Below are 23141 nucleotides of genomic sequence, written 5' to 3'. Positions count from 1 at the left end.
CCCATACACGGCTACTAATTCTGCTTCCCGGGAGGCAAGTGCCTCCAGCAGCATTTTTTTTTCGTGATCCCTGCCTATCAATTTTTCCATAGTAGTGCATATTTTGAATAGTTTTGGCTGATTATCTAAATCGATAGCCAGCCAAAACTACTCAAAAATACATAGTTTTGGCTGGCTATCCAAATCGATAGCTAGCCAAAACTCCCTACTCCAACCCCTCAAATATCTTCCCGGCCGCTACCCCCAATGCTTCCTGCGCAGTTCTATCCGCTTCATTCGTCAATATCACAATACCGGTATTCCGCTCGGGGTATACCACGCAATAGCTGGCGAAACCGAATGTGCCGCCGCTTTGCCAGATCCTGCGCAAACCGTTGCTGGTTTTATTCATCTGCCAGTTTAAACCAATAGCAAAGTTGTTGATATCACCCCAGGCCGGTTGATGCGTTAATTTCGCCGAAGGGTCGGTTTCATCTGCATGCAGCCGGATATATTGCAGCATATCATCTACGGAAGAATAAATGCCTCCTGCGGCAGCCATCATAGGCGGATTGTAGGGCATGATGCGGCCCCGCTGATTATATCCTTTAGCCGCATTATCCGGCAGCAGGGCAGTAGTATGTTTCATATGCTGCGGGCGGGTAATGAATTTTCTTACCAGCTCGGCATACGACATACCGTATATACGTTCCAGTATGATGCCAAGCAATTGTGCACCGGCATTTGAATATTTGAAATGATAACCGGGAACTGTATCCAGTTGTACCTGGTGCAGGTCGTTCAGGAAAGCGGCCGTAGAGTAATCCTGTTGCTGTGCGTTGATGATACCTGGAATAGAATCTTCCGGTTGCTGGAACAGATCACGACTGTCGGGCAGCAGGAAGGGCAACCCGGAAAGATGCGTGATCAGGTGCTTCAGCTGGATAGCGCGACCTTTATACTGAAGATTGGGATAATCTCCGTTCAGGTAGAACCGTATATCGTCGTCCAGTTTCACTTTTTTATTTACGACTGCCTTTGCCAGTAAATACCCGGTGAATGTTTTGGAGATAGAACCAATTTCATAGGGCGTATTGATATCAGGCAGCGTCGACTTGCTGTAACGGTAAATGTAGGTTTGTCCACCGGTGTACACCCCAACTTCTGCGCTAACGCGGCGGGTATCCTGCATAAAAACGGTAAGCGCGGATTGCACGAGGCTGTCTACTTTGGTTTTACGGAGATTGTCTGTTGTTACCTGTGCCTGCGCATGAATACTTGATAAGAACAGGAAGAACAGCGGGATAAATTGTTTCATGGTTGTTTTTTGAAACAAGCTTATCCTAAGAAAGTGCCATTCGGCGCTACTTTAACTACTATCTTCTTATATATTTAAAAATAGATGAACTTGTATCAAAAGTGAACACCTGGTGTACGCAGGCGCACTATGGCTGCAGCGGTCCTTTACTTACAGCTTCACCGGCTTTGTACACCGCCGCTATTTTCCGGGTATTTTTAATATCCTGTACCGGGTTGGCATCCAGGATGATGAGATCAGCGGTTTTACCTTTCTCTATAGTGCCGTAGTGCTCATTTATTTTCATGGCAATAGCGGCGTTTTTAGTGGCAATGGTAATGGCTTGCAGCGGAGTAAGTCCTGCCTGTACCAGCAGCTCCATTTCAAGGTGCTCGGAGAATCCCTGTGTGCGTACCGGTTGTGCGCCGGAATCGGTGCCCAGCGCTACCGTGATGCCGGCGTCTGCAATCTTTTTTACATTCTTCATCGCTGTTTCAAACGCATGAAGATTGCGCTGGTAGGAGGGAGCATTCTTCAGTTTTTCCTGGTAGGCAGGAGAGGTGATCATCTCATACACACCGGGTTCCAGGGATGCTTTAAAGAAAGGATCATTGATCCATTCGGGCTTACGGGCATAGATATACGCATATTCATCAAGCGAGAGGGTGGGGATATATATCACGCCTTTGGCCTTCATCTGTTGCAGTAAGGCTGCGTCAATTTCCTGGTCGCGGATACTATGCGCAATGATGTCCAGTCCATCGGCCACCAGGCTTTTTGCATCTGCAAGATAATAGAGATGCGAGGCTACAGGAATATAATGGGAATGGGCGCGTGTAATTATTGCTTTATAAATAGCGGGGTCCATTTTAGGTGTAGATCCGCCAAAATCATCTACCCACATTTTTATTACCGTTGGCTTTAACAGAGCTACGCTATCCAGTTCAGTAAGGGCTTGTGCTACTGTGGCAGGGTGTTTTACATACTTCATCGGTGGACCGCCCTTTGCCGCTGCAAAGCCATACCCGGCGGAAAAAAGCCGGGCTCCGGGCAGCAACCCGTTTACAGAAGAGTCGCGCAGGCCGGAGTTAAACAACATGGGTTGGTCGGACCCCATCACCAGGATATTGGTAACGCCGTAATCTGCATATTTTTTCAGTTGTGATAATATATTTTCACGTGTATACGGATCGCTGCTGTTATCGTTACCTTTTATCATACCAATATGCACGTGGCTGCTGATGATAGCGGGTATCACGGTTTTACCGCGACCGTCAATCACTGTAGCGTTGCCTGCCGGCAGGTTTTTGCCGGTGGCGGCAATCTTGCCATCTTTAATCAGTATATCCGTATGCGTTAGAGGAGCGCCGCCGTTGCCGTCTATGAGGGTTACGTCCTTTATCAGGATTGCAACAGGCGTTGGCTTAAAGGCTGCCAGTAATAGAATAGCGGTAGTCAGTAACAGGAAGTTTTTCATAGCATTATTTTCTTACGGGAAAATAAAGTTACTGGATTGTAATTAATAATAGTAATGCCGTTCCGGCCTCTGCCAGAATTCATGTATATTGATGTCTATGATAAAGATGCTAATAACAGCTTGTTGTCTTTTGTTATTTACTTCCTGTTTTTTTTCGCAGGAGTGGAGGAAGCGAAAACAAATGGAAACCTGGAACAGACGGATCAAAGAATTCAATGAAAAGGATAGCCTGTATAAATTAAAACCAATTAGAAAATAAACGCTTATCCCACTATGCTCATAATAAAACCAACCGCATCCGGCGAATGCAACGCATTCGTCGATTCCATCGTCATTCTCGCTGTTTCTCCTGCTCTTATGCGCATTTGTTTTTCATAAGCGGCAATAGCTGCATGCACATCGGCGAAATTTTCACCGGTAAGGCACTGGCCTAATTCAAGCGCGTCCAGCATCGCCATGTTCACGCCTTCGCCGGCATAGGGAGGCATGAGATGGGCAGCGTCGCCGAGCATAGTGAGATTAGGCTGTGCTTCCCAGGTCTGATCAAACGGCATGCAGTATTGAGGGCGGGGAATAAAATCAGTATTGGCATTTTCAAACAGCTCCAGCCACATAGGATCCCAACCGGTAAAGGTGGCTTTAAACCAGGCCAGCACCTGGGTTTTATCTGAGAAATTGATGCCGCTGGTCAGATACCAGTTTTCGTCAGTATTTACGCCGGTATAAAAAGCCAGGCTGCCATTTCCTTTGGTGCTTGCAATTAATGATTTATTATCTCCCAAAGCAAAAACTTTTCCGCCTTTAACCAGGGCCCAGATATGGGGGCTGGTTGTTGCGGCGTCATAAACGGTCCCTTCCACGATCGTTACGCCCGAATAAAAAGGCTTGATGGGCGTGATGTACGGGCGGATCTTCGAGTTGGCGCCGTCTGCTGCAATCACGATATCCGCGTAAGCGGTGCTGCCGTTTTTAAAAGAGAGTTGCCAGCCATCTCCCTGTGGCTGCATGGATACAAAGTGGCTGTCCCATATAACCGTGTCCGGTTGCAGGGAATCCAGCAATATTTCCTTTAACGGGCCGCGATCAATTTCCGGCCGGGAGCCTTTATCCACGCTGCTTTCGTGGTCGTCAAGAAGAATGGTGGCGTGTTTGTCAACGATCCGCAGGCGATCAGCCCCGGGGCGGTAATTAGCCCTGAAGGCATCCATCAGCCCTGCCGCTTCCAGCGCCTTTAATCCTGATTCCTCGTGGAGGTCCAGCGTAGCGCCCTGTACGCGTGCCTGCCTGTTTACATCCCTTTCGTATACTTTCACTTCTGCATGGTTCATTTGCAGTATCCTGGCCAGTGTTAATCCTCCGGGGCCACCACCTACGATGGCTATTTTTTTGTGTTGAATGATGCTCATGTTGTTCGTTTTATTTATTTCAGCATTCCTCTTATCACGGCTTCACAGCAGTCGAGTATCACTTTTTCAGTGATGATCTGTTTGGGCCTTTCTGTATAATCAAAATATTCATTCACCAGTTCCAGCAGCGGGGCAAATAATAAGGCCCGGTATACATCCTGGTGGAAGTTGCGGATCACGCCCTGTTTCACCTGTTGTTTAAAGAACTGCTGAATGGGTTTAAAATATTGTCCCTGTTCTATGTTTGCCTGCTGGTATGCTTTGTTCAGCAGGGGAGATGTTTTCCCGTTCTGCAGCAATGCAAAATGCGTCCTGTTGCGGGTCAGGTAGCGGAAGCTGTTTTGCCACAGCTTTTTTACGCCTGTTGCAAAATCCATTCCCGCATGAAAGTCTTCCAGTACGGCCACTTCGTAGGTTTCCAGTACTTCTTCTATAAATAGTTTTATAAGGAGATCTTCTTTATCCTTATACTTTATATAAATCGTCCTGGGCGATATGTTGGCCTCCTTTGCCAGCTTCTGCATGGTGAGGTTTTCCAGTCCCTTTTCTGCGATGATCTGCAGGGCAATGGTGCGGATGGCTTCTTCTTTCTCTAAATTTTTTGGTCGCATACTGCAAAGTAAGTAAATGTTTGTTTACTTATAAAATATATTTTCCCGGGCAGGCATAAAAAAAGCTGCCCCGGAACATCTCTGTCCCGGAACAGCCCTCATTTTTCAGGTGCCACTATTAATTTTTTATTTCGCCGGGAATCACTTCCACTACCTGTTTCCTGCCACCCCTTAGTATGTCTACAGGGATCTTTCTGCCGATCTGTTTATCGGATAATAAAAGATGCAGGTCATCCACGGAAGTTACCGGTTTGCCATCGAATGCGATAATGATATCGCCGATATGGAGTTCGCTGTTGTAGAAGTTGCCATCGGGCACGGTTTCAAACACGTATACGCCGGTATGGGTGCTCAGTTTATTGGCGCCGATCATCCTGCTGCTGAGGTTTACGGGTTGAGCGGCAATTCCCAGCTGCGCCCTGCGGATCTTCCCATGAAGAATAAGCTGACCGGCAATTTGTGCGGCCAGGTTGGAGGAGATGGCAAAGCAAAGCCCCTGTGCGGAGGCAATCACTGCCGTGTTCACCCCTATTACCTGTCCTAACGAATTTACCAGTGGGCCGCCGCTGTTGCCCGGGTTAAGGGCGGCATCGGTCTGGATCACATTATCGATCAGCCGGCCGTTGCTGGCCCGGAGGGTACGCCCCAATGCGCTTACTACGCCGGCGGTAACGGTGTATTGCAATCCCATCGGGTTGCCGATGGCGATGGCGATCTGCCCTACCTGCAAGGCAGACGAATCTGCCAGCTGCATAGCTTTTAACCCGCTCTCATCGATCTTTAATACTGCAATATCGGTGGAAGGGTCGGCCCCCTTGATCTCTGCATTCACCCGCCTGCCGTCCACAAACGACACTTTAATACTGTCGGCGTTTTCCACTACGTGGTTGTTGGTAATAATAAAACCATCGGAAGAAATAATGAAGCCGGAACCGGTGCCTCCCTGCGCACGCCTTTCCCGCGTTCGCTGGTCGCTTACCTTCTTCTGTACTTCTATATGTACCACCGATTCGGCTACAGTACCCACTACGCCGGTAACGGTTTGAGAATAGGCATCTAATAAACTCCTATCGTTCGACGCCTGATGCGTAAGAAATGAAATTGAGTTATCCATAATAACAAGGCGGCTCAAATTTACCTCCAGTTTATTTTAGATGCCTTTTTGGCATCTGATGGGACGGCTTTATGCCATCTTTACTTTTGAACACTTGAAAATCCTAATTATTTAGCTATTTTGACGGGGAATGTTTTTCGTCTAATAAGGAAATATGCCAGCAATTGATTTACAGGTACTGTGGGATGCGGTTTGCAAGGCGGACGATCAGCAATCGTTCCGGCAATTGTTTAACCATTTTTATCCCCGTTTAGTGCGTTTTGCAACAGACCTGGCCATCAGCAGGGAAGCGGCGGAGGAAATTGTGTCGGACGTATTTGTACAGCTCTGGAAAAACCGACGGGAAGGCGAACCAGTATTGTATCTCAAAACCTATTTATATACCGCTGTCCGCAACCGCTGCTACAACCATCATCGCGATGAACAGAAGCACCAGTGGCTGGAACTGGAAGCAGAAAGCGCCCCGCTCGAAGCAGATGTGCACCCCCGGCTGGAATGGAAGGAAATGCAGCAATGGCTGGATAAAGCTATCGCCACGCTCTCTCCCCAGGGCCGTACTATTTTCCGCCTGATCCGGGAGGAAGGATTTAAATATAAAGAAGTGGCCCTGCTCCTGGAAATTTCTCCTCGCACCGTAGAAACCCAGCTGGTACGCGCTACCAGCCGCCTGCGCGAAGCCTTGCAGCAATACAGCAGGGATGCTGATCCTAAAATTCCTGTTCCCTGAAAAATTTTTTTTACCGGCTGTAGGTAATTGTTCCCGCTTTCGTGTCTCTCTCCCTGGGAACATTTAAACAACACCTATGCACCATCATCGCCTGGATGAATTAATAACGGCAAAACTCAGCGGCACACTGGATGAAAGCGGCCGGGAAGAACTGGCGGCTTTACTGCTGCAGCATCCTGAATGGGAGCAGCAGGCAGCTTTGCTGGAACAATACTGGAATTCGGTACCGGAGCCGGAAGCGCCTCCGGCGGCTGTTTTTAGTGAGATGATGGCCAAAGCGGAACCTACTGGTGAAACAACCGTAAAGATCGTGGCCTGGTGGAAATGGGTGGCTGCAGCCGTCCTGGCCGGATTGCTGTGCACCGCAGGTTATCACCTGTGGCAGGGGACCCGCCGGCAGAAAGAACTGCAGCTGGTGGAAACCCGCAACGGCGAACGCCGGCATTTCCGTTTGAGCGACGGCACCACGGTACACCTCAATGCTTCCAGCCATCTTACCTGCCGGTTGAATGCCCGCACCCGGGAAATATGGCTGGATGGAGAAGCTTTCTTTGAAGTGGCAAAAGATCCTACCCGCCCCTTTGTGGTGCATGCAGCTTCCATGAATATCCATGCCCTCGGTACGGCCTTTAATGTAAAAGCCTACCCGGAAGACGCACAGTATGAAACTACCCTGCTGGAAGGCGCAGTAGAAGTATATCTCGATAAAACGCCGGAACAGAAAGTACGGCTACGCCCGTACGAAAAACTGGCCATCGGCAGCACTACCGCACCGGCATCTCCGGAAAAAAAAATAATGATAAAACCGGTGGTATCAAAAGTAGCCATGGCAAAAGCAGCCAGCTTACCGGTAATAGACAGCACCCTGTCGGAAACAGCATGGGTAAGCAACCGCCTGCAGTTTGAAGCGCTCCGGTTCGACCAGCTGGCCAGGTTGCTGGAACGCTGGTATGGCGTTAAAATTGAATTCCGTAATGAAACAGTGAAAAACTATGTATTCAGCGGCTCCTTTGCTTCTGAAAGCATCACCCAGGCGCTGCAGGCTTTACAACTAACAGAAGAATTCCATTTTGATAATCAAAGCACGCGGATCATCATTTATTAGCACGTTCACCTAAAAATCAGTTATGAAGGACTAGAAAACCTGTAAACAGTTCAATGAAAAAAGCACAGGAAATGCTACGAACATTCCCTGTGTGAAGGCTTATCAGCAAAGCGCCGGCCCCTTTGGACTGGATGGCAGGGCCTTGCTATTGTATCACCTATCATCACAAATTTATGGAAAAAGTCAACCAATCGGATGCATGCCGGCGAAGAACGGCCATGCTCAAGCATTTGATCATTATGAAGCTATCATTCTTTATTGTCTTACTTTCCTGCATGCAGGTGGCCGCCACCGGGTATTCCCAGAAACGCATCAGCCTTCATGTAAAGGACACGGAAATAAAAAAGGTACTGGACCGCATCGCAGGCCAGTCCGATGTCCGTTTCCTGTACAGCAACCGTAAAGTAGACCTCCAGCAACGGGTGAGCATCACCGCTGCGGAAGAGCCACTGGAAAAAGTACTGGATAAAGTGCTTTCCGGCAGCGGCTTTGCCTGGAAAGAGCTGGAAGGCCACCTGGTGGTGATCATCCCCGAAAATACGGCCTGGGAAAATATCCGCGTGAAAGGCCATATTACCGGCGCAGATGATCATGCCTCCCTGCCCGGCGTTACCGTGCAGGTAAAAGGCACGGCCATTGGTACCCTTACTGATGAAAACGGGAACTTCTCCCTCGACGCACCTGCCGGAGGCACGCTGCTGTTCCGCTACGTGGGCTACGAACCGCTGGAGCTTCCCGTAAAAGCTACTATGGACGTGCAGCTGAAAAAATCTTCCAGCGCCCTCACGGAAGTTGTAGTGATCGGCTATGGCGCCGCCCAGAAAAAAGACCTTACGGGATCCATTGTAAGCATCACCCCTAAAGAATTTAATAAAGGCATTATCAGCAATCCCGTACAGGTATTGCAGGGAAAAGTAGCCGGCCTGGTGATCAGCAAGCCAGGCGGCAACCCCAATGGTAAAATAAGCATCAGCCTCCGGGGCGCTTCCTCGCTGTCTGCCAGCAGCCAACCGCTGTTCGTGGTGGATGGTATTCCGGGCATCGACATCAACGCGGTACCACCTGATGATATCGTATCAATTGATGTGTTGAAAGATGCATCGGCAGCAGCCATTTACGGTTCCCGGGGCGCCAATGGCGTTATCATTGTTACTACCCGTCGCGGTAAGGAAGGCGCTACACAGGTATCCTACAGCGGTTATATCGGTATGGAAAAGATGTCGAACACCTACGATGTGCTCAGCGCATCAGATTATCGCAAATACCTGAAGGATAACAATATTGACGCATCTGCATTTGATCTCGGCTCTTCTACCAACTGGCAGAAGGCCATTACCCGCACAGGGATCAGCCATAGCCATAATTTATCGATGAGCGGCGGGAAAGACAATACCCGCTACAGCGCATCGGTGAACTATCTTAACAATGAGGGCGTGGTGCTGAACTCCGGCCTGGAACGCATCATCGGCCGCATTACGCTGGACCAGGGCGTTTTCGATAACCGCCTGCGGCTTGGCCTTTCTATGAACTATGTAGGGGAGAAAAATAAATATGTGGGCACGGATCCCGATGGTAACGGCGATAACCGCATCTGGGAACAGGCTATCGCCTACAATCCAACAGCGCCTGTTTATAATGCCGACGGCTCCTGGTTTGAAAAACTGGATATCAACGATAACTATAATCCCGTTGCACTGGCCAACCAGATCAAACACCAGCGCGCCCTGAATAAATTTATAGGTTCCGCAAAAGCCACCTATGATATTACCAGTCATCTTACCTACGACCTGCTGCTCGGGCTGGAACGCGCTTCCAGCGACCGTGGCCTGTATTATTCAAAAGAATCGCCGGTGATAGAAGGCGCCGGCAGCAACGGTACTGCTACCCGCGCTTCGCAGACCTGGGATAATAAAACACTGGAAACTTATTTTACCTACAACCAGCAGTGGCAGAAGAATGTAGTGAAAGTAACTGCGGGTTATTCGTACCAGAACTTCTTCAGGAACAGTATGTCGGCAGGCAACACCCAGTTCGTATCCGATATCTTCAGTTATAATAATCTCGGGGCAGGACAGGGCGATCAACCGGCAGTAGCTTCGGGCGCTGAGGAAAATTCACTGGTGTCTTTTATCGGCCGCGTGTTTTACAGCTACAACGATAAATACCTGCTCACCGGTACGGTGCGCCGCGATGGCTCTACCCGTTTCGGTAAAGATAAAAAATGGGGTACCTTCCCATCCGCCTCACTGGCATGGCGTATTACACAGGAACCTTTCCTGCAGAACAGCAGCTGGCTGCAGGACCTGAAATTTCGTGTAGGCTATGGCGTTACCGGTAACCAGGAGATCCAGAATTATAAATCACCGCTTACTTACAGTCCAGGTGGTAAAGTGCTGGACAATGGCCGCTGGGTAACTTCCTACCAGATCGGCCAAAATGAAAACCCCAACCTGCGCTGGGAATCCGCCGCGCAGTTTAACGCAGGGTTTGATTTCACCATGTTTAAAGGACGCCTCAGTGGAACGCTGGAATATTACGATAAGCGCACCAAAGACCTGCTGTTTAATTACAACGTTCCTTCGCCGCCTTACCTGTTCCCATCTATGCTGGCCAACGTGGGCAAGATCAGCAACAAAGGAGTGGAGCTGTCGCTCAGCAGCGCTATCATTGACCGTAAGGACTTCAGCTGGAACGCTTCCTTCAACATTTCCCGCAACTACAACGAAATCCTGTCTATTGCCAACGACCAGTTTAAAAGCGATGCCATTTATGATGGTACCGTGGGCGCCCGCGGTCTTACTGCTGTGCAGATCGTGAAAGTAGTACCGGGTTATTCCATCGGTACTTTTTACATCCCGCATTATACCGGTATTGATGCCAACGGCAACCAGCAGTTTGAAGATATTGATGGCAGCGGCAGTTTCGATTTCCGTAGCGACAGCCGCGTAGCGGGTAACGGGTTACCAAAATACCAGGCAGGTTTGGCGAATACTTTCCGCTATAAAAACTTTGACCTGAACTTTTTACTGCGCAGTCTTTTCGGCTACCAGATCTTCAATGCTACAGACCTTGTGCTGAGCGACCGCTTCAGTCGCCTGCCAGGCCGCAACGCCATGGCGAAGTATGCGAACAGCGATATCCGCGGTACCTATGTATCCGACCGCTTTATTGAAAACGGCGCATTCCTGCGGCTGGACAACTTCTCACTCGGTTACAGCATCCCCGCTGCCAACAGCAAGCTGTTTGCCAACCCGAGGGTGTATATCTCCGGGCAGAACCTGTTCGTGATCACCAAATATTCCGGCCTGGACCCTGAACTGCCTATCGACGGTCTTGCGCCAGGTATTGATAACCGTAACGTATATCCGAAAACACGTTCTTTCGCAGTAGGCTTTACGGTAAACTTTAAATAAAAATCATCAACATGAAATCAGCATTCTTTAAATACACCCTGCTGGCCGGCATGATCTGCTCGGTAGTCAGCTGCACCAAACTGGACGAAACATTTTATGACAGGGGCACGGATGAGAACTTCCTCAAAACGGAAGATGAGCTCAATGCATTTGCCAACGGCGCTTATGCAAAAATGCGCGGGTATCGCGACAGCTACTGGAAAATGAATGAAGTGACCACCGATGAAACGACAGTGCCATCGCGTGGGGCGGACTGGAATGAGGGCGGGCTTTGGCGCGTGCTGATCAGCCATGAATTTCCCATCACGCATCAGTATATCAACGACATGTGGAACTTCATTTACCGGGATGGTGTGAACCCCGTGAATGCTATCCTGCAAAAGCTGGAAGGCTCTTCCGTGGTGCTTCCCACCAAAGACCAGATCATCGGGCAGATGAAAGTGCTGCGCGCTTATCATTATTACCTTGCCATGGATGCATTTGGTAACGTGCCGGTAGTTACTTCCTTTGAACAAACGGAACCGCCAAAGAACACGCCGCGCAAAGAAGTGTTTACGTTCATTGAAAAGGAGATCAAAGACAACCTGGCCGTATTACCATCTGCCCTGGATACAAAGAACTATGGTAAGGTTACCAAAGGCATGGCTTTCATGCTCCTGGCAAAACTGTATGCCAATGCAGAAGTATATACCGGCACCCAACGCTGGGCCGATTGTATTCGTATGTGCGACTCCGTTACTGCCATCGGGTACCAGCTGGAGCCAAATTATTTCTCTAATTTTTCTACTAAAAATGAAAACTCAAAGGAGAATATTTTCGTGGTGCCCTACGATGCCATCAACGCCAAAGGCATGATGCTGCACTATCTTACGCTGCATTACAACAGCCGTTATACTTACGGGCTGCCCAGCTCACCGTGGAATGGATGGTGTACATTAAAAGCGTTCTATGAGTCGTTCGATAACGATGACAAGCGTAAAACCATGTTCCTTGAAGGACAGCAGTACGCACAGGATGGCACTCCGCTGAAAACGGAGCAGGGCGCTCCGCTGATCTTTACCAGTACAATAGGCGACCTGGCCAATGCTACGCAAACAGAAGGAGTGCGTATCGTTAAATATGAGATCCAGAAAAACACCGCCTATTCAGACCAGGATAATGACCTTGTTATTTTCCGTTATGCAGATGCGCTCATGCTCAAGGCAGAAGCATTGCTGCGTACCGGCCAGGCGGGTCCTGCGCTCACCCTGGTAAACCAGGTGCGGGCCCGCAACTTCGACACCGCTAAACCGTTGGTTACGCTTACGCTTGATAATCTCCTCGCAGAGCGAGGCCGGGAGTTTATCTGGGAAGGTTGCCGCCGGCAGGACCTGATCCGCTTTGGTAAATGGAACAGCGCCTGGCAATTCCACCCGGCTGATCAGCCTTTCCGTCAGTTGTTCCCTATTCCACAGGCGCAACTGGATGCAAATCCCAACCTGGTACAGAACCCGGGCTACAAATTATAAAAGGATAAGCAGGGAGGAAGTAATTCTTCCCTGCTTATTCAAACCATAGTGTGATACAGTTCCCTATAGCGTCTATCAGTTTCTTATCTTTTACCAGGTCCATCTTCCAGCCGCTTTTGGCGCAACGGATAATCCCGATCGCTTCATCGTTAAGCATTACTTCCGCTTCGTAACACACGCCATTGGCGCAGGTTTCCGATATAGGCACTGCTTCTCCCTTATAGCTTTTTCCATTCAGTTCAAATTCCAGTGGGATCACATCGCTTTCCAGTTGTGCAATAAATTTTTTCAGGAAGGCGATCAGGTGCTTTCTTTGGGTGGGGCCTGAAGTGCTCCATTTATTTTTATCCGCGCGCTTATGGGCGATTTTAAATTTAAGCCCCGTCATCGTAGTGGCGTAATCGTTAGCATCCAGTTTCACTGCGCTTTGATGCGCCAGGATATACCAGTGATAGGCCGTGCCTACCGGTACGCCGCTGCCTTCGGGTGCATGCCCGGTTCTACGTTTGGTAACTGCATAGGATATTTCCCAGAGATCGGGAGTGATCTTGGTTTCTTTCCAGTCGCCCTGGTCATAATGCCAATGGTGCCCCCTGCCTATTTGTACGCCGGTATATTGTTTGTCGCCAAACGTTTTGAACTGATCGAATGAAGTCACCTTTCTTTTCTTAGCGATGGTACCGGGTTTTTTAGCTGCTGCTTTCTTAGGCGCCGCTTTTTTCGGCGTAGTGGTCCTGCTGCTTTTGCGTGGTTTCCTGGTTTGAGTAGTAGCCATTGTATCTGGATTTATAAGTAACAAAAGTTGAGTATACATAAGCCGGTGTCCAAAAAGCAAACCATGTTGTATGCATGGCATAACGTTTGGATTTTACTTTATCTATCAACACTGGCAACTATGGCAAATTTAAACGGACACATGGTTTTTGAGGAGGCAGTACACAGCAGTGAGGCGCATGCTTTTTACCGGGAGGCGTTGCTGCATTTGCACGAAAGCGGCGCCGCATTTATGCTGGGAGGTGCGTTTGCCATGTTCCACTATACGGGTATTTACCGGGACACCAAAGACCTGGATATTTTTTGTAAATGGACAGAATACCCGAAGATCCTGAAGTATTTCAGTAAGCTGGACGGCTATGAAGTAGAGCTTACCGATGTTCGCTGGCTGGCAAAGGTGTTCAAAGGTGAATACTTCATTGACATTATTTTTGATACCGTCAATAACATTTGCCGGGTAGATGATACCTGGTATGAACATGCAGTGGATGCTGTTTTTGAAGGGGTGCCGGTAAAGCTGATATCCCCGGAAGAACTCATCTGGTGCAAGATATATGTACAGAACAGGGAGCGGTACGATGGGGCAGATGTAAACCATGTTATCCTGCGGTACCAGCCGCTCAACTGGAAAAGGATCCTGTTCCGCCTGGATCAGCACTGGCATTTGTTGTTGCAGCAGTTGATCAATTTCCAGTTTGTATACCCGGCAGATTTTCACCGTATTATTCCCCGCTGGCTTTTCGCGGAAATGATGCAGCGGGCGCTGGAGCAGTATGAGCTGCCACCGCCAACAGAAAGGGTTTGCCGGGGACCGGTGATAGACCAGACACAATATGCCACCGATATAAAAGAATGGGACTATAAATCTTCTACCATAAAAACCGTTTGATATGGCAGCAGGAAAGAAAACGACAAGGATAGCAGCAGTGGGGGATCTGCATATAGGCTCCGGCGATAAAGGCAAGTGGACAGATTACTTCAGGGAGATGTCTTCAAAGGCGGATGTGTTGCTGATTGCAGGCGACCTTACAGATACCGGCGATGAATCGGAAGCGCAGGTGCTGGCCGGCGAACTGGCGGCATGTACCATCCCGGTAATAGCGGTATTAGGTAATCATGATTACGAAAAAGGGAGGCACAAACTGATCCGGCAAATCATCCAGGAAGCCCGTGATGTGCATATCCTGGACGGGGAATGCACCATGATCAACGGTATAGGATTCGCCGGCGTAAAGGGCTTTGGCGGTGGATTCGACGGGCATATGCTTTCCATGTTCGGGGAAGAAGAAATGAAAGCTTTTGTGCAAACCGGTGTAGATGAAGCGTTGCGGCTCGACAGGGCGCTGGCGCGGCTGGACCAGGAGCACCCGGATATTACAAAGATCGCCTTAATGCATTATGCGCCTGTGATGGATACGGTAATAGGAGAGTCTGAACAGATCTATCCTTTCCTGGGTTGTTCCCGCCTGGCGGAGCCGCTTACAAGACGTAAAGTAGTGGCGGCTTTCCATGGTCATGCGCATGTAGGAAAGCTGGAAGGACAGATCAACGGCCTTAAAGTATTTAACGTAGCCAAACCAATCCTGTCTGAGGCCGGTTATTCACCTGCCTTTTTTTTATATGAAGTATAAGTCTGTAGAGATATTTACAGGTATTGTGCATTTTATTCTATAGTATATGAGCGGGCAATTTACCAGCTATAGTGAGCTGATCTTCGATAAACTGCATAACTGGTTGATAGCAGCAGTGAAAATGACGCCTAATCTTGTACTGGCGGCGATCATTTTTGCACTGTTCCTGTTGCTGGCGCGCTTCACCCGGAAAATCACCTATGGCTTTTCCCGGCGGTTGTCTGAATCATCGGCTATTTCAAGCCTGGTATCCAGTTTATTTTATGGGCTGTTCTTATTGCTGGGCTTATTTATATCGTTGAATATACTGCGGTTGGATAAAGCGGTTACCTCATTGCTGGCCGGCGCCGGTATCATAGGACTGGCACTTGGTTTTGCTTTCCAGGACCTCACTGCCAATTTCATCTCCGGTATTTTTATCACTTTTAAAAAACCTTTTGATGTAGGACATATTATAGAAACCAACGGCTTTACCGGCACCGTGGATGCCATCCAGTTAAGATCCACTACCATGATCACGGCAGATGGCCTGCATGTGATTATTCCCAATAAGGATATTTTCCAGAAGCCTATCATTAATCATTCGCTTACGCCATTGCGCCGTATTGCGCTTACCTTCACCATTCCCCTGTCTGATAAACTGAAAGAAGCGGAGGAGATGATGACAGATATAGTAAAAGGAATGAAAGATGTAGTGCCCGATAAGCCTAAAACGGTTTGGTACAGCGGTATTGAAGGAGCTGCTGTAAAGGTGGCGCTCAGCTGTTGGGTGAGCAATAAGTCGGATGATGCCTATGAAAGAATTACCCATGAACTGATCACCAAAGTAACTACTTCTTTAAAATCGGCAGGTTTGATGTAAAAGAACAGGACCAGCTGAAATGGCTGGCCCTGTTGCTTTTTACGGTCGTTGTACTTCCGTTTTAACCTCATGGTTCCGGTCGCACCCATGCCCGTTGTTATTCCATTGCCGTATAGCCATGCGGGTGAGTATCACATTGGCCGCAATAAATAATACGATCACCAGTATAGATGCTATCTTAGTGATAGTACGGAGAGAAGGGTTTTTTGAAAACCCACCGAAAACATAACCGATAATAAATACCATGCTGGCAGCAAACAGCACGCGCAGCAGGATAACAATTCCAAATCCCATGATCATTCTTTTTAAAGGTTATTTAATTTTACTGAGTAACTGCTGATCATCAGCCCGGCCCCAGTGTGGGTATACATCTGTTCCGGGATTGGTCAGCTTTTGCAGGCTTTCCGTAGCCAGTTTTTTTGCCTGTTCCTTATCGCCGCCCCACATTTTAGGTGTATAGTACTTTACCCATGCGGCTACATATAACGCCCTGGGGTTGCCTGGTTCCAGCGTTTGCGCCTTTTGCAGCATTTGTCCCGACAGTACGCCATATTTACGGCCATACGTCATAGGGTTGATGAATACCTTGGTGCGGTACACCATGCTCAGCACAGTATATACTTCCGCCAGTTCTTTTTTCTGCGTGTTACTATCCAGCAGTGATAGTGCCTGTTGCGCCTGGGCTTCGCCGCGACTGGAGAATGCTTCTATTTTATCGCCATCATCCTGCAACAGGAAGCCGATCTTTGCATTGCATAAGGCTGCGTAATAAGGCGGCAGCCATGCCGGCTGGGCCGTGATGCCGGAGAATGTTTTTTCCAGTGCGGTGTAGTCTTTTACCGTTTGTGCCTGGTCCAGTTTGTTAACGGCTTCCTGTAAAGTGCCGGATTGCGCCATGGCGCCATAATAGCCAGATATTACCAGTAATGCGCAGATAAACAGTTTTTTCATGTTAATGTGTGTTTAGTGTTTTATAAATTGTTATTAAGAAAATCGTCGGTACGGTCTATACCGAAACTCATAAATACGCCAATGAAGTAACCGCGTGTAGCCGGTAGCGTTATTGGCTCCCTGAACTGCCCGTTGGCGCTGTACTGATAGCCGAACACCTGTTTGGTACCAAAGAGGTTGTTAACTCCCATGGCGAACCCCGAGAAATCTTTCCATTTACTGTTTTTGAAAAACGAGCAGAGATAAGCGATATGCAGGTTAGCAATGTTGTACGCTTTGGTAGTGCCCTGGTCGCCAATGCCACCTGCATGGATGTTGTAATAAGGGCGACCGGCAGCCAGCGCCCAGGAAACATTTACGCTGGTGCTGATATCGCGGAAAAACTTTTTGATAGCCACTGTGGTGGTATGAGGCGCCGTAAACGAAGGCCGGAGCGCATAAGGATAATCAAGGAAATCGCGTTTGGTATCCAGGTAGGTATACGTTACCCAATAGTCGAGATCCCTGATGCTTTTCTTATCCCGCCAGAAAAGCTCCAGGCCCTGCGCATAGCCGTTTCCGTTATTGCTTAAAGCCGGTACCGTTTTTACCAGGTTGTGGTATTTCTTGTAATACAGCTCTGCCCGGAAAAAGCGGTTGTTTACTTTTTTGGTGTAGTTCAGCACATAGTGGGTAGCGCTGGAAAAATCAAGATGCCGTTGCTGGTATAGAAAGTCGCTGGCCGGTTCCTGGTAGAAAATGCCATAGGCCAGGTTGAACTGGCTGGCATCCGGCAGGCGGTAGGCCAGGCTTATTCTTGGCGCTGCTACCAGTTTACGCAGTACTGATGAATACTCCATCCGCAGGCCGGCTTTGGCGGCAAGATCAGGGGCCAGGTAAATATCGCCTTCCGCAAAGACGGCGGAGAGGTGGTCTGTTAAGGCAATGATGCTGTCGTTTGACAAGCCTTTGTCGTGCGTATAAAAATGTTCCCCGCCAAAACGCAGCGCCTGGCCTTTGGAAAAGAGACGGGTGAACACTACTCTTGCCTGTGCAAAGTTGGTATGAATATCCCTGCTGGCTGTTTTATAAGGGAGAGATGAAAAGGCGTTATTGCCTTTCGCATCTGTGAGGCTGTTAGCTGAAGCCTCCCGGTTATAGCTGTACACCGCGCCCAGTTCCATCTTCCAGTTATCATCCAGGTAGCTCCGGAAGCTAAGATTATTGTAGCTGTTCCAGCCACGTACTTCGTAGCCTGCATTAAGCGCTGCGCTGTCGATGTCCGGCTTGCGCATACCTACATGGCTGTAGCTCCAGTTGCTGTATAGTTTGAGCATGCCTGTTTTACCGGTCCGTATCCTGAAGTTGAAGTTGCCGTCTGAATAGGAGGGGCCTGCAAAATAATCCGGCGCCTGTTTTACTACACCGTTGTAGAGCGACTGGTTACTGTAATTAAGGTTCAGCCCATAGCTGCTTTTGTTATCCGTAGCCAGGTGCTGAAAGCCTGCGCCCAGGTTGGAAGGGAATACGCTGAAGCTGGCGGAGGTTTTTTCCGGCAGGTCGGTGCTTTCCATAATGAGCGCGCTGCTCATGGCGGAGCCATATAGGGCGGAATAACCACCTGAGCTGAAGAGGATGCCTTTGAACAGGAAGGGGTTGATCCTTGCATATTGCGGCACACCGGGAACGGCGGGGTAGTTGGGCGTTTTCAGCAGGGTGCCGTCAATGAACTGCCGGGTTTCATCGCCGGTACCACCGCGTACAAAAAGACCTGATTGTTCGCCTATCTGTTGCGCTCCCGGCAGGGAACGCAGTGCCTGGGAAATGTCTGCATTGCTGCCGGCTACTGTTACTGCATCAATAGGCGTAAGTGAAGCTCCTTTGGCACGGTCGCTGGCCTCAAAGCTACCTGCGCTTACCACTACCTCCTGCAGAGGGCGTTTACTTTTTATGGTAGTATCCTGTTTGCTTTGCGCCTGCGCAGCAAAGGGAAGCAATATGATAAAGATGAGCCCTGTTTTCATGACGGTTAGTATTATAACCGCAAAGCTACCGGGATGTATTACTGTAATTTTGGAGAGTAGACGGGAGGGGAAAGTGTAGCGACAAAACGGGCACTCTTTATGATTGCAGCATCCTGTTTACATTTTCTTTATAAAATTCACTGACGGGTATTTCAATACTGCCTATGCATACAGGTCGCGTTTTACGGCGGTGATTTTCTTTACCGCCACGAGATAGGACTTATGGGTACGGATAAAAGCCCCGGCGGGCAGTTTCTCTTCCATGGCTTTCATGGTCATGCGGGTGAGCACGGGTTTGGCGTTGCCGGACAAATGTATTTTGATATAGTCTTTTAATCCTTCTATATAATTAATATCCGCGGTGTGGATCTTTACCTGGGTATATTCCACGTGTACAAAGAAGGAATGGTCTTCCGCCGCCACCGGTTTCCTCAGACGGAACAACTCACTGGCACGGTTACACGCTTTCAGGAAGCGTTCAAAGGAAAAGGGCTTGAGTAAATAATCCACTACCTGCAGGTTGAATCCCTGGAGTGCATATTCTTCATAAGCGGTAACAAGGATCACCATAGGAGGCTGTTGCAGTGATTGCAACAGCTGCAGGCCGTTCAGCCGGGGCATTTGTATGTCGAGGAAAATAAGGTCAATCTGTTCCTGCTGCAATACTTCCAGCGCTTCCATGGCATTGCGGCAGGTTTTTACCAGTTGCAGGAAAGGCACCTGCCGGATATTATCTTCCAGCAGTTCTCTTACCAGCTGTTCATCATCTATGGCAATACAACGTATCATGAGAGTGTTAGCGTTAAGGTGATATGGAACAATGGCGGCTCATCCCTGATCTGCAACTGGTGCCTGTGGGGGTAAAGCAGCTGCAGCCTTGTTTTTACATTTGCCAAACCAATGCCTGAATTCCCATCTTTGCTGGCATCCGGGTCATTGTCGTATTCATTCATTACATCAAAGATAAGCACATCCTCTTTTACTGCCAGCCGTATATCAATAGCAGGATGCGGCGTATAGCCGGTACCGTGCTTAAAGGCGTTCTCTACAAAAGGGATCAGCAGCATAGGCTCTATGGTATAATTCCTTGCCGCTTCGCTGCCGGCCATCTCCACATTAACCGCTACTTCGCTGCCAAAACGCAGCTGTTGCAATGCAATATAGCTGTTGAGATAAAGGATCTCCTGCGACAGCAACACTTTTTTTCCCGTATCGTACAGCATGTAACGCATCAGGTCGGAAAGCCGGATGAGGGCTGGCTCCAGCTGATCGGATCTTTTCCTGGCCAGTGACACCAGGTTGGTAAGCACATTGAACAGGAAGTGTGGGCTTACCTGTGAGCGCAGGAACTTCAGCTCTGAACTGAGCTGCTCCGCCTGTTGCTCTTTCTGCCGGCGTTCCGCGCGGAGCATATCTGCTACGCGGCAGTATATAAGGCTGATAAAATAAATACCCACCGAAGGGCCAAAGACAAATTTATAAGCTGCCACATCATGCACCACACCGGGAAACCAGTGCGCCATGATGGCATACTTTAAAGGGAACGAACATCCTACCAGTATAGCTACCGCGGGAAGATAGAGCCACCAGTACCGCCTGTTCCATAACCGGGGATATAATACAAAGGCGTGAATATAAAAGATAGCCATATGGATGATCCCCGAAATGCTGAAGAACAGGCCAGGTAAGCTACCCATGCGGTAGCCGCTGGATGCGTTAGACACTATGTAGGGCAACAACAGGATCACACCCCATATAAGTATATGCAGCGCGATCGTGATTCTTTTTACGGAGATATTTTTTTCCATCTGCTGTATGGATAAAGCTACTGATTTTTATAAAGCTAGCCGCATTAACGGGCTCCGGGTGGAAAGAATAGACATCCCCGGTAAATGCGCCGGCAACACCGGTATATGTGGCGACGGGGAAGTATTTATTATATTCAGAGAAAATACCATTACTACAGGCGGGCGCAATGATTAATTTTGAGGATCATTACGATCTAAATTTCCTGTTATGATTAAACGCAGTATAGGAATGCTCCTGTTGTTACTGAGCACTTCCCTGGTTTTTGCCCAACAGTATGAAGCCAACTGGAACTCCCTCAACAAACGGGGGATTCCCGCGTGGTTCAGCAACGCCAAGTTCGGCATCTTTATTCACTGGGGCGTGTATGCCGTACCTTCCTATGCCGTGGTAGGTCCCGGCGGTTATTCTGAATGGTACTGGTATAACCTGCGTGGCACCAAAGAAGGTTCCCACGATAAAGTGCAGGCTTTTCATGATAAGAATTATGGCAAGGGCACGCCCTATGAAAATTTCGAAAGCCAGTTCACCGCATCCCTCTACGATCCGCAACAGTGGGCGCAGGTGTTCCGCCGCTCGGGCGCTAAATATGTAGTACTTACATCCAAGCACCATGAAGGCTATTGCCTGTGGGATAATAAACAAGCCAACGAATCATGGGGCCATTCCTGGAACGCCGTTACGGGAACGCCTAAACGTGATCTGCTGGGCGATCTCACAGAAGCAGTGCGTAAAGAAGGCTTGAAAATGGGATACTACTATTCCCTGTATGAATGGTTTAACCCGCTTTGGTTGAAAGACAGGCAGCGTTATGTAAAAGAAGTAATGACGCCCCAGTTCAAAGACCTGGTAACCCGCTATAAACCTTCGGTTATATTTTCAGACGGGGAATGGGAGATGAGCGATACCGCCTGGCAAAGCCCTTCCTTACTGGCCTGGCTGTTCAACGAATCGCCGGTGAAGAACGAAGTAGTGGTAGACGACCGCTGGGGCAATAATACCCGTGGTAAGAACAACGGCGCCACCTATCTTACTTCCGAATACGGCAGCGGTATGCAGCCCGGGGTGATCTGGGAAGAGAGCCAGGGCATCGGGCAATCGTATGGCTATAACCGTATGGAAACAGCCGACGATTATAAGAAGAGCAGCGACCTGGTACTGATGCTGGTAGATATTGTATCCAGGGGCGGCAACCTCCTGCTGGATATTGGCCCTACTGCCGATGGCCGCATTCCCGTGATCATGCAGCAGAAACTGCTGGACATAGGCAAATGGCTGGAAGTAAACGGCGAGGCCATTTATGATTCCAAACCCTGGAAGGTAAGCCAGCAGTGGAGTGCAGGCAAACGCCCGGAAGCAAAGGAAGCCAGCTATATGTCGGGCTACAATATCTCCAACCTGGTAAAGAAATCAGACCAGCACGCCAACGTGGAGTTGTTCTTTACCCAGAAGCCGGGCGCACTGTATTGCTTTGTTCCTGAATACAGACAGCAGGTATTGATCCGCGATTATACGCCGGCTAAAGGCACAGTGGCCACCGTGTTGGGCAGCAGTAAAGCTGTTAAATGGCAGCAGAAGGGGAAAGACTGCCTGGTAGACCTCTCCTCACTGCACCCCGGCGATGTGCCGGATGGCTTGCTGGTTGTGAAGATGAAAGGATACTAAAATATTCCTTATTTTGCCTCGACTATGAAGCAACATATCTTCACCAGCTCACAGGCAAAGAAAATAATCCTTCATGCAGCAGGACTGGCCCAGCCGGCACAGTTTGGAAAAGGGATCGAGGCTGTCTACAAACTCATCGACCACCTTGGTTTTGTACAGATAGATACCAACTATGTGGTGGAGCGGGCACATCACCATGCCATTGCTTCACGTGTACCCGACTATAAACCCGAATGGATTGATGAACTGCAAGCCGATGGCAGGATCTTTGAATTTTTTACCTACGGCACGGGATATATCCCCATGCACGACTTCCGCTTTTCACTCCCCATTAAAGAAGGTTTTTTATCCCGGCGAAAACCCCTGACTCAACCAGAGATTAACCTGATGAACAAAGTGCTCGATAGAGTTGCGCGGGAAGGCCCCCTCATGGTAAAGGACTTTGAAAACGACCGCCCGGTAGCAAGCACCGGCTGGTGGGACTGGCGGCCGGCAAAGCTCGCCCTGGAAAGGCTCTTCCTCGACGGAAGTCTCATGTGCACCCGTCAGAAAAACTTCCAGAAAGTATATGACCTCCCTATCAACCTGGTCCCTGACGACGTTGATACCACCATGCCAACCCCGGAAGAATTTGCACGGCACGTTATACGGCGTTCACTGCAATGCCTGGGGATCGCCTACGCCAAAGAAATATCCTGGCGCGCCCATTACGCAAAAGACAACCTGGTAAAAACGGAACTGGAAAAAATGGCGGATGAAGGCGAAATTTTACGCGTCAGCATTGAAGGACTGAACTCCGCCCAGCTCTATAT

The 23141-nt window shown here is 49.0% G+C and carries 21 protein-coding genes; 10 read left to right on the top strand and 11 right to left on the bottom strand.

What is annotated here, in order from left to right; genetic code table 11:
• Nucleotides 1–205: 205 nt before the first annotated feature.
• The 5 genes from VIM72_RS25440 to VIM72_RS25420 all read right to left on the bottom strand — a co-directional run bounded on the left by VIM72_RS25440 (nucleotide 206) and on the right by VIM72_RS25420 (nucleotide 5884).
• Entirely contained in the window at nucleotides 206–1297 is a 1092-nt protein-coding gene (locus VIM72_RS25440; protein ID WP_332005635.1) for a serine hydrolase domain-containing protein, read from the bottom strand.
• Nucleotides 1298–1424: 127 nt separating this feature from the next.
• The gene (locus tag VIM72_RS25435; protein ID WP_332005634.1) at nucleotides 1425–2753 is read right to left on the bottom strand and encodes an amidohydrolase family protein; all 1329 of its coding nucleotides are present in this window, start codon (nucleotides 2751–2753) and stop codon (nucleotides 1425–1427) included.
• A 263-nt stretch (nucleotides 2754–3016) separates the two neighbouring features.
• A complete protein-coding gene (locus VIM72_RS25430) occupies nucleotides 3017–4159 on the bottom strand; it encodes an NAD(P)/FAD-dependent oxidoreductase (protein WP_332005633.1) in 1143 nt (380 codons plus the stop codon).
• Between the two features lie 14 nt (nucleotides 4160–4173).
• Nucleotides 4174–4770 carry a TetR/AcrR family transcriptional regulator gene (locus VIM72_RS25425; RefSeq protein ID WP_332005632.1) on the bottom strand — a complete coding sequence of 199 codons (597 nt, stop codon included), beginning with the start codon at nucleotides 4768–4770 and terminating at the stop codon, nucleotides 4174–4176.
• 118 nt (nucleotides 4771–4888) lie between these two features.
• Complete coding sequence (locus VIM72_RS25420) at nucleotides 4889–5884, bottom strand: S1C family serine protease (protein WP_332005631.1); 996 nt, start codon at nucleotides 5882–5884, stop codon at nucleotides 4889–4891.
• Nucleotides 5885–6038: 154 nt separating this feature from the next.
• Here VIM72_RS25420 and VIM72_RS25415 point away from each other — a divergent pair, with 154 nt between their 5' ends.
• From VIM72_RS25415 to VIM72_RS25400, 4 genes are all read left to right on the top strand, one after another.
• Entirely contained in the window at nucleotides 6039–6611 is a 573-nt protein-coding gene (locus tag VIM72_RS25415; protein WP_332005630.1) for an RNA polymerase sigma-70 factor, read from the top strand.
• 76 nt (nucleotides 6612–6687) lie between these two features.
• A complete protein-coding gene (locus tag VIM72_RS25410) occupies nucleotides 6688–7716 on the top strand; it encodes a FecR domain-containing protein (RefSeq protein ID WP_332005629.1) in 1029 nt (342 codons plus the stop codon).
• Between the two features lie 239 nt (nucleotides 7717–7955).
• Complete coding sequence (locus VIM72_RS25405; protein ID WP_332005628.1) at nucleotides 7956–11129, top strand: TonB-dependent receptor; 3174 nt, start codon at nucleotides 7956–7958, stop codon at nucleotides 11127–11129.
• Between the two features lie 11 nt (nucleotides 11130–11140).
• On the top strand, nucleotides 11141–12637 hold the full coding sequence (locus VIM72_RS25400) for a RagB/SusD family nutrient uptake outer membrane protein (protein ID WP_332005627.1): 1497 nt from the start codon (nucleotides 11141–11143) through the stop codon (nucleotides 12635–12637).
• A gap of 34 nt (nucleotides 12638–12671) precedes the next feature.
• Here VIM72_RS25400 and VIM72_RS25395 read toward each other — a convergent pair whose 3' ends face one another.
• Nucleotides 12672–13412 (bottom strand): hypothetical protein, encoded by a 741-nt coding sequence (locus tag VIM72_RS25395; RefSeq protein WP_332005626.1) that lies wholly within the window; start codon nucleotides 13410–13412, stop codon nucleotides 12672–12674.
• A 141-nt stretch (nucleotides 13413–13553) separates the two neighbouring features.
• On the opposite strand from VIM72_RS25395, the gene VIM72_RS25390 reads away from it, so the two are divergent.
• The 3 genes from VIM72_RS25390 to VIM72_RS25380 are packed head-to-tail and all read left to right on the top strand — an operon-like array spanning nucleotide 13554 to nucleotide 15904.
• Nucleotides 13554–14300 (top strand): nucleotidyltransferase, encoded by a 747-nt coding sequence (locus tag VIM72_RS25390; RefSeq protein WP_332005625.1) that lies wholly within the window; start codon nucleotides 13554–13556, stop codon nucleotides 14298–14300.
• Between the two features lies 1 nt (nucleotide 14301).
• Entirely contained in the window at nucleotides 14302–15042 is a 741-nt protein-coding gene (locus tag VIM72_RS25385) for a metallophosphoesterase family protein (protein WP_332005624.1), read from the top strand.
• A gap of 46 nt (nucleotides 15043–15088) precedes the next feature.
• The gene (locus tag VIM72_RS25380; protein WP_332005623.1) at nucleotides 15089–15904 is read left to right on the top strand and encodes a mechanosensitive ion channel family protein; all 816 of its coding nucleotides are present in this window, start codon (nucleotides 15089–15091) and stop codon (nucleotides 15902–15904) included.
• 39 nt (nucleotides 15905–15943) lie between these two features.
• On the opposite strand, the gene VIM72_RS25375 is transcribed toward VIM72_RS25380, so the two are convergent.
• The 5 genes from VIM72_RS25375 to VIM72_RS25355 all read right to left on the bottom strand — a co-directional run bounded on the left by VIM72_RS25375 (nucleotide 15944) and on the right by VIM72_RS25355 (nucleotide 20666).
• On the bottom strand, nucleotides 15944–16198 hold the full coding sequence (locus VIM72_RS25375) for a hypothetical protein (RefSeq protein ID WP_332005622.1): 255 nt from the start codon (nucleotides 16196–16198) through the stop codon (nucleotides 15944–15946).
• A gap of 18 nt (nucleotides 16199–16216) precedes the next feature.
• On the bottom strand, nucleotides 16217–16855 hold the full coding sequence (locus VIM72_RS25370) for a hypothetical protein (protein ID WP_332005621.1): 639 nt from the start codon (nucleotides 16853–16855) through the stop codon (nucleotides 16217–16219).
• 20 nt (nucleotides 16856–16875) lie between these two features.
• Nucleotides 16876–18858, bottom strand: coding sequence for a TonB-dependent receptor plug domain-containing protein (locus VIM72_RS25365; protein WP_332005620.1), 1983 nt, complete (start codon nucleotides 18856–18858; stop codon nucleotides 16876–16878).
• A gap of 162 nt (nucleotides 18859–19020) precedes the next feature.
• Nucleotides 19021–19647, bottom strand: a complete 627-nt coding sequence (locus VIM72_RS25360) for a response regulator transcription factor (protein WP_332005619.1) — start codon at nucleotides 19645–19647, stop codon at nucleotides 19021–19023.
• On the bottom strand, nucleotides 19644–20666 hold the full coding sequence (locus tag VIM72_RS25355; protein ID WP_332005618.1) for a sensor histidine kinase: 1023 nt from the start codon (nucleotides 20664–20666) through the stop codon (nucleotides 19644–19646). The genes VIM72_RS25360 and VIM72_RS25355 overlap by 4 nt, the downstream gene beginning before the upstream one ends.
• A 7-nt stretch (nucleotides 20667–20673) precedes the next feature.
• Here VIM72_RS25355 and VIM72_RS25350 point away from each other — a divergent pair, with 7 nt between their 5' ends.
• The 3 genes from VIM72_RS25350 to VIM72_RS25340 form a co-directional block, all read left to right on the top strand.
• Nucleotides 20674–20841 (top strand): hypothetical protein, encoded by a 168-nt coding sequence (locus VIM72_RS25350; RefSeq protein WP_332005617.1) that lies wholly within the window; start codon nucleotides 20674–20676, stop codon nucleotides 20839–20841.
• Between the two features lie 33 nt (nucleotides 20842–20874).
• The gene (locus VIM72_RS25345; protein WP_332005616.1) at nucleotides 20875–22329 is read left to right on the top strand and encodes an alpha-L-fucosidase; all 1455 of its coding nucleotides are present in this window, start codon (nucleotides 20875–20877) and stop codon (nucleotides 22327–22329) included.
• 24 nt (nucleotides 22330–22353) lie between these two features.
• Nucleotides 22354–23141 (top strand): DNA glycosylase AlkZ-like family protein (locus VIM72_RS25340; RefSeq protein WP_332005615.1); only part of this gene is annotated, 788 nt, incomplete at its 3' end.

The organism is Chitinophaga sp. (genome assembly GCF_036569185.1).
In the GTDB taxonomy this organism is placed as follows: Bacteria; Bacteroidota; Bacteroidia; order Chitinophagales; family Chitinophagaceae; genus Chitinophaga.
This window is presented reverse-complemented; position numbering and strand designations above follow the sequence as displayed.

Excerpts from the sequence above, each read along its gene's own strand:
- VIM72_RS25440 (WP_332005635.1), bottom strand. The coding sequence starts at position 1,297 with ATGAAACAATTTATCCCGCTGTTCTTCCTGTTCTTATCAAGTATTCAT.
- VIM72_RS25435 (WP_332005634.1), bottom strand. The coding sequence starts at position 2,753 with ATGAAAAACTTCCTGTTACTGACTACCGCTATTCTATTACTGGCAGCC.
- VIM72_RS25430 (WP_332005633.1), bottom strand. The coding sequence starts at position 4,159 with ATGAGCATCATTCAACACAAAAAAATAGCCATCGTAGGTGGTGGCCCC.
- VIM72_RS25425 (WP_332005632.1), bottom strand. The coding sequence starts at position 4,770 with ATGCGACCAAAAAATTTAGAGAAAGAAGAAGCCATCCGCACCATTGCC.
- VIM72_RS25420 (WP_332005631.1), bottom strand. The coding sequence starts at position 5,884 with ATGGATAACTCAATTTCATTTCTTACGCATCAGGCGTCGAACGATAGG.
- VIM72_RS25415 (WP_332005630.1), top strand. The coding sequence starts at position 6,039 with ATGCCAGCAATTGATTTACAGGTACTGTGGGATGCGGTTTGCAAGGCG.
- VIM72_RS25410 (WP_332005629.1), top strand. The coding sequence starts at position 6,688 with ATGCACCATCATCGCCTGGATGAATTAATAACGGCAAAACTCAGCGGC.
- VIM72_RS25405 (WP_332005628.1), top strand. The coding sequence starts at position 7,956 with ATGAAGCTATCATTCTTTATTGTCTTACTTTCCTGCATGCAGGTGGCC.
- VIM72_RS25400 (WP_332005627.1), top strand. The coding sequence starts at position 11,141 with ATGAAATCAGCATTCTTTAAATACACCCTGCTGGCCGGCATGATCTGC.
- VIM72_RS25395 (WP_332005626.1), bottom strand. The coding sequence starts at position 13,412 with ATGGCTACTACTCAAACCAGGAAACCACGCAAAAGCAGCAGGACCACT.
- VIM72_RS25390 (WP_332005625.1), top strand. The coding sequence starts at position 13,554 with ATGGTTTTTGAGGAGGCAGTACACAGCAGTGAGGCGCATGCTTTTTAC.
- VIM72_RS25385 (WP_332005624.1), top strand. The coding sequence starts at position 14,302 with ATGGCAGCAGGAAAGAAAACGACAAGGATAGCAGCAGTGGGGGATCTG.
- VIM72_RS25380 (WP_332005623.1), top strand. The coding sequence starts at position 15,089 with ATGAGCGGGCAATTTACCAGCTATAGTGAGCTGATCTTCGATAAACTG.
- VIM72_RS25375 (WP_332005622.1), bottom strand. The coding sequence starts at position 16,198 with ATGGGATTTGGAATTGTTATCCTGCTGCGCGTGCTGTTTGCTGCCAGC.
- VIM72_RS25370 (WP_332005621.1), bottom strand. The coding sequence starts at position 16,855 with ATGAAAAAACTGTTTATCTGCGCATTACTGGTAATATCTGGCTATTAT.
- VIM72_RS25365 (WP_332005620.1), bottom strand. The coding sequence starts at position 18,858 with ATGAAAACAGGGCTCATCTTTATCATATTGCTTCCCTTTGCTGCGCAG.
- VIM72_RS25360 (WP_332005619.1), bottom strand. The coding sequence starts at position 19,647 with ATGATACGTTGTATTGCCATAGATGATGAACAGCTGGTAAGAGAACTG.
- VIM72_RS25355 (WP_332005618.1), bottom strand. The coding sequence starts at position 20,666 with ATGGAAAAAAATATCTCCGTAAAAAGAATCACGATCGCGCTGCATATA.
- VIM72_RS25350 (WP_332005617.1), top strand. The coding sequence starts at position 20,674 with ATGGATAAAGCTACTGATTTTTATAAAGCTAGCCGCATTAACGGGCTC.
- VIM72_RS25345 (WP_332005616.1), top strand. The coding sequence starts at position 20,875 with ATGATTAAACGCAGTATAGGAATGCTCCTGTTGTTACTGAGCACTTCC.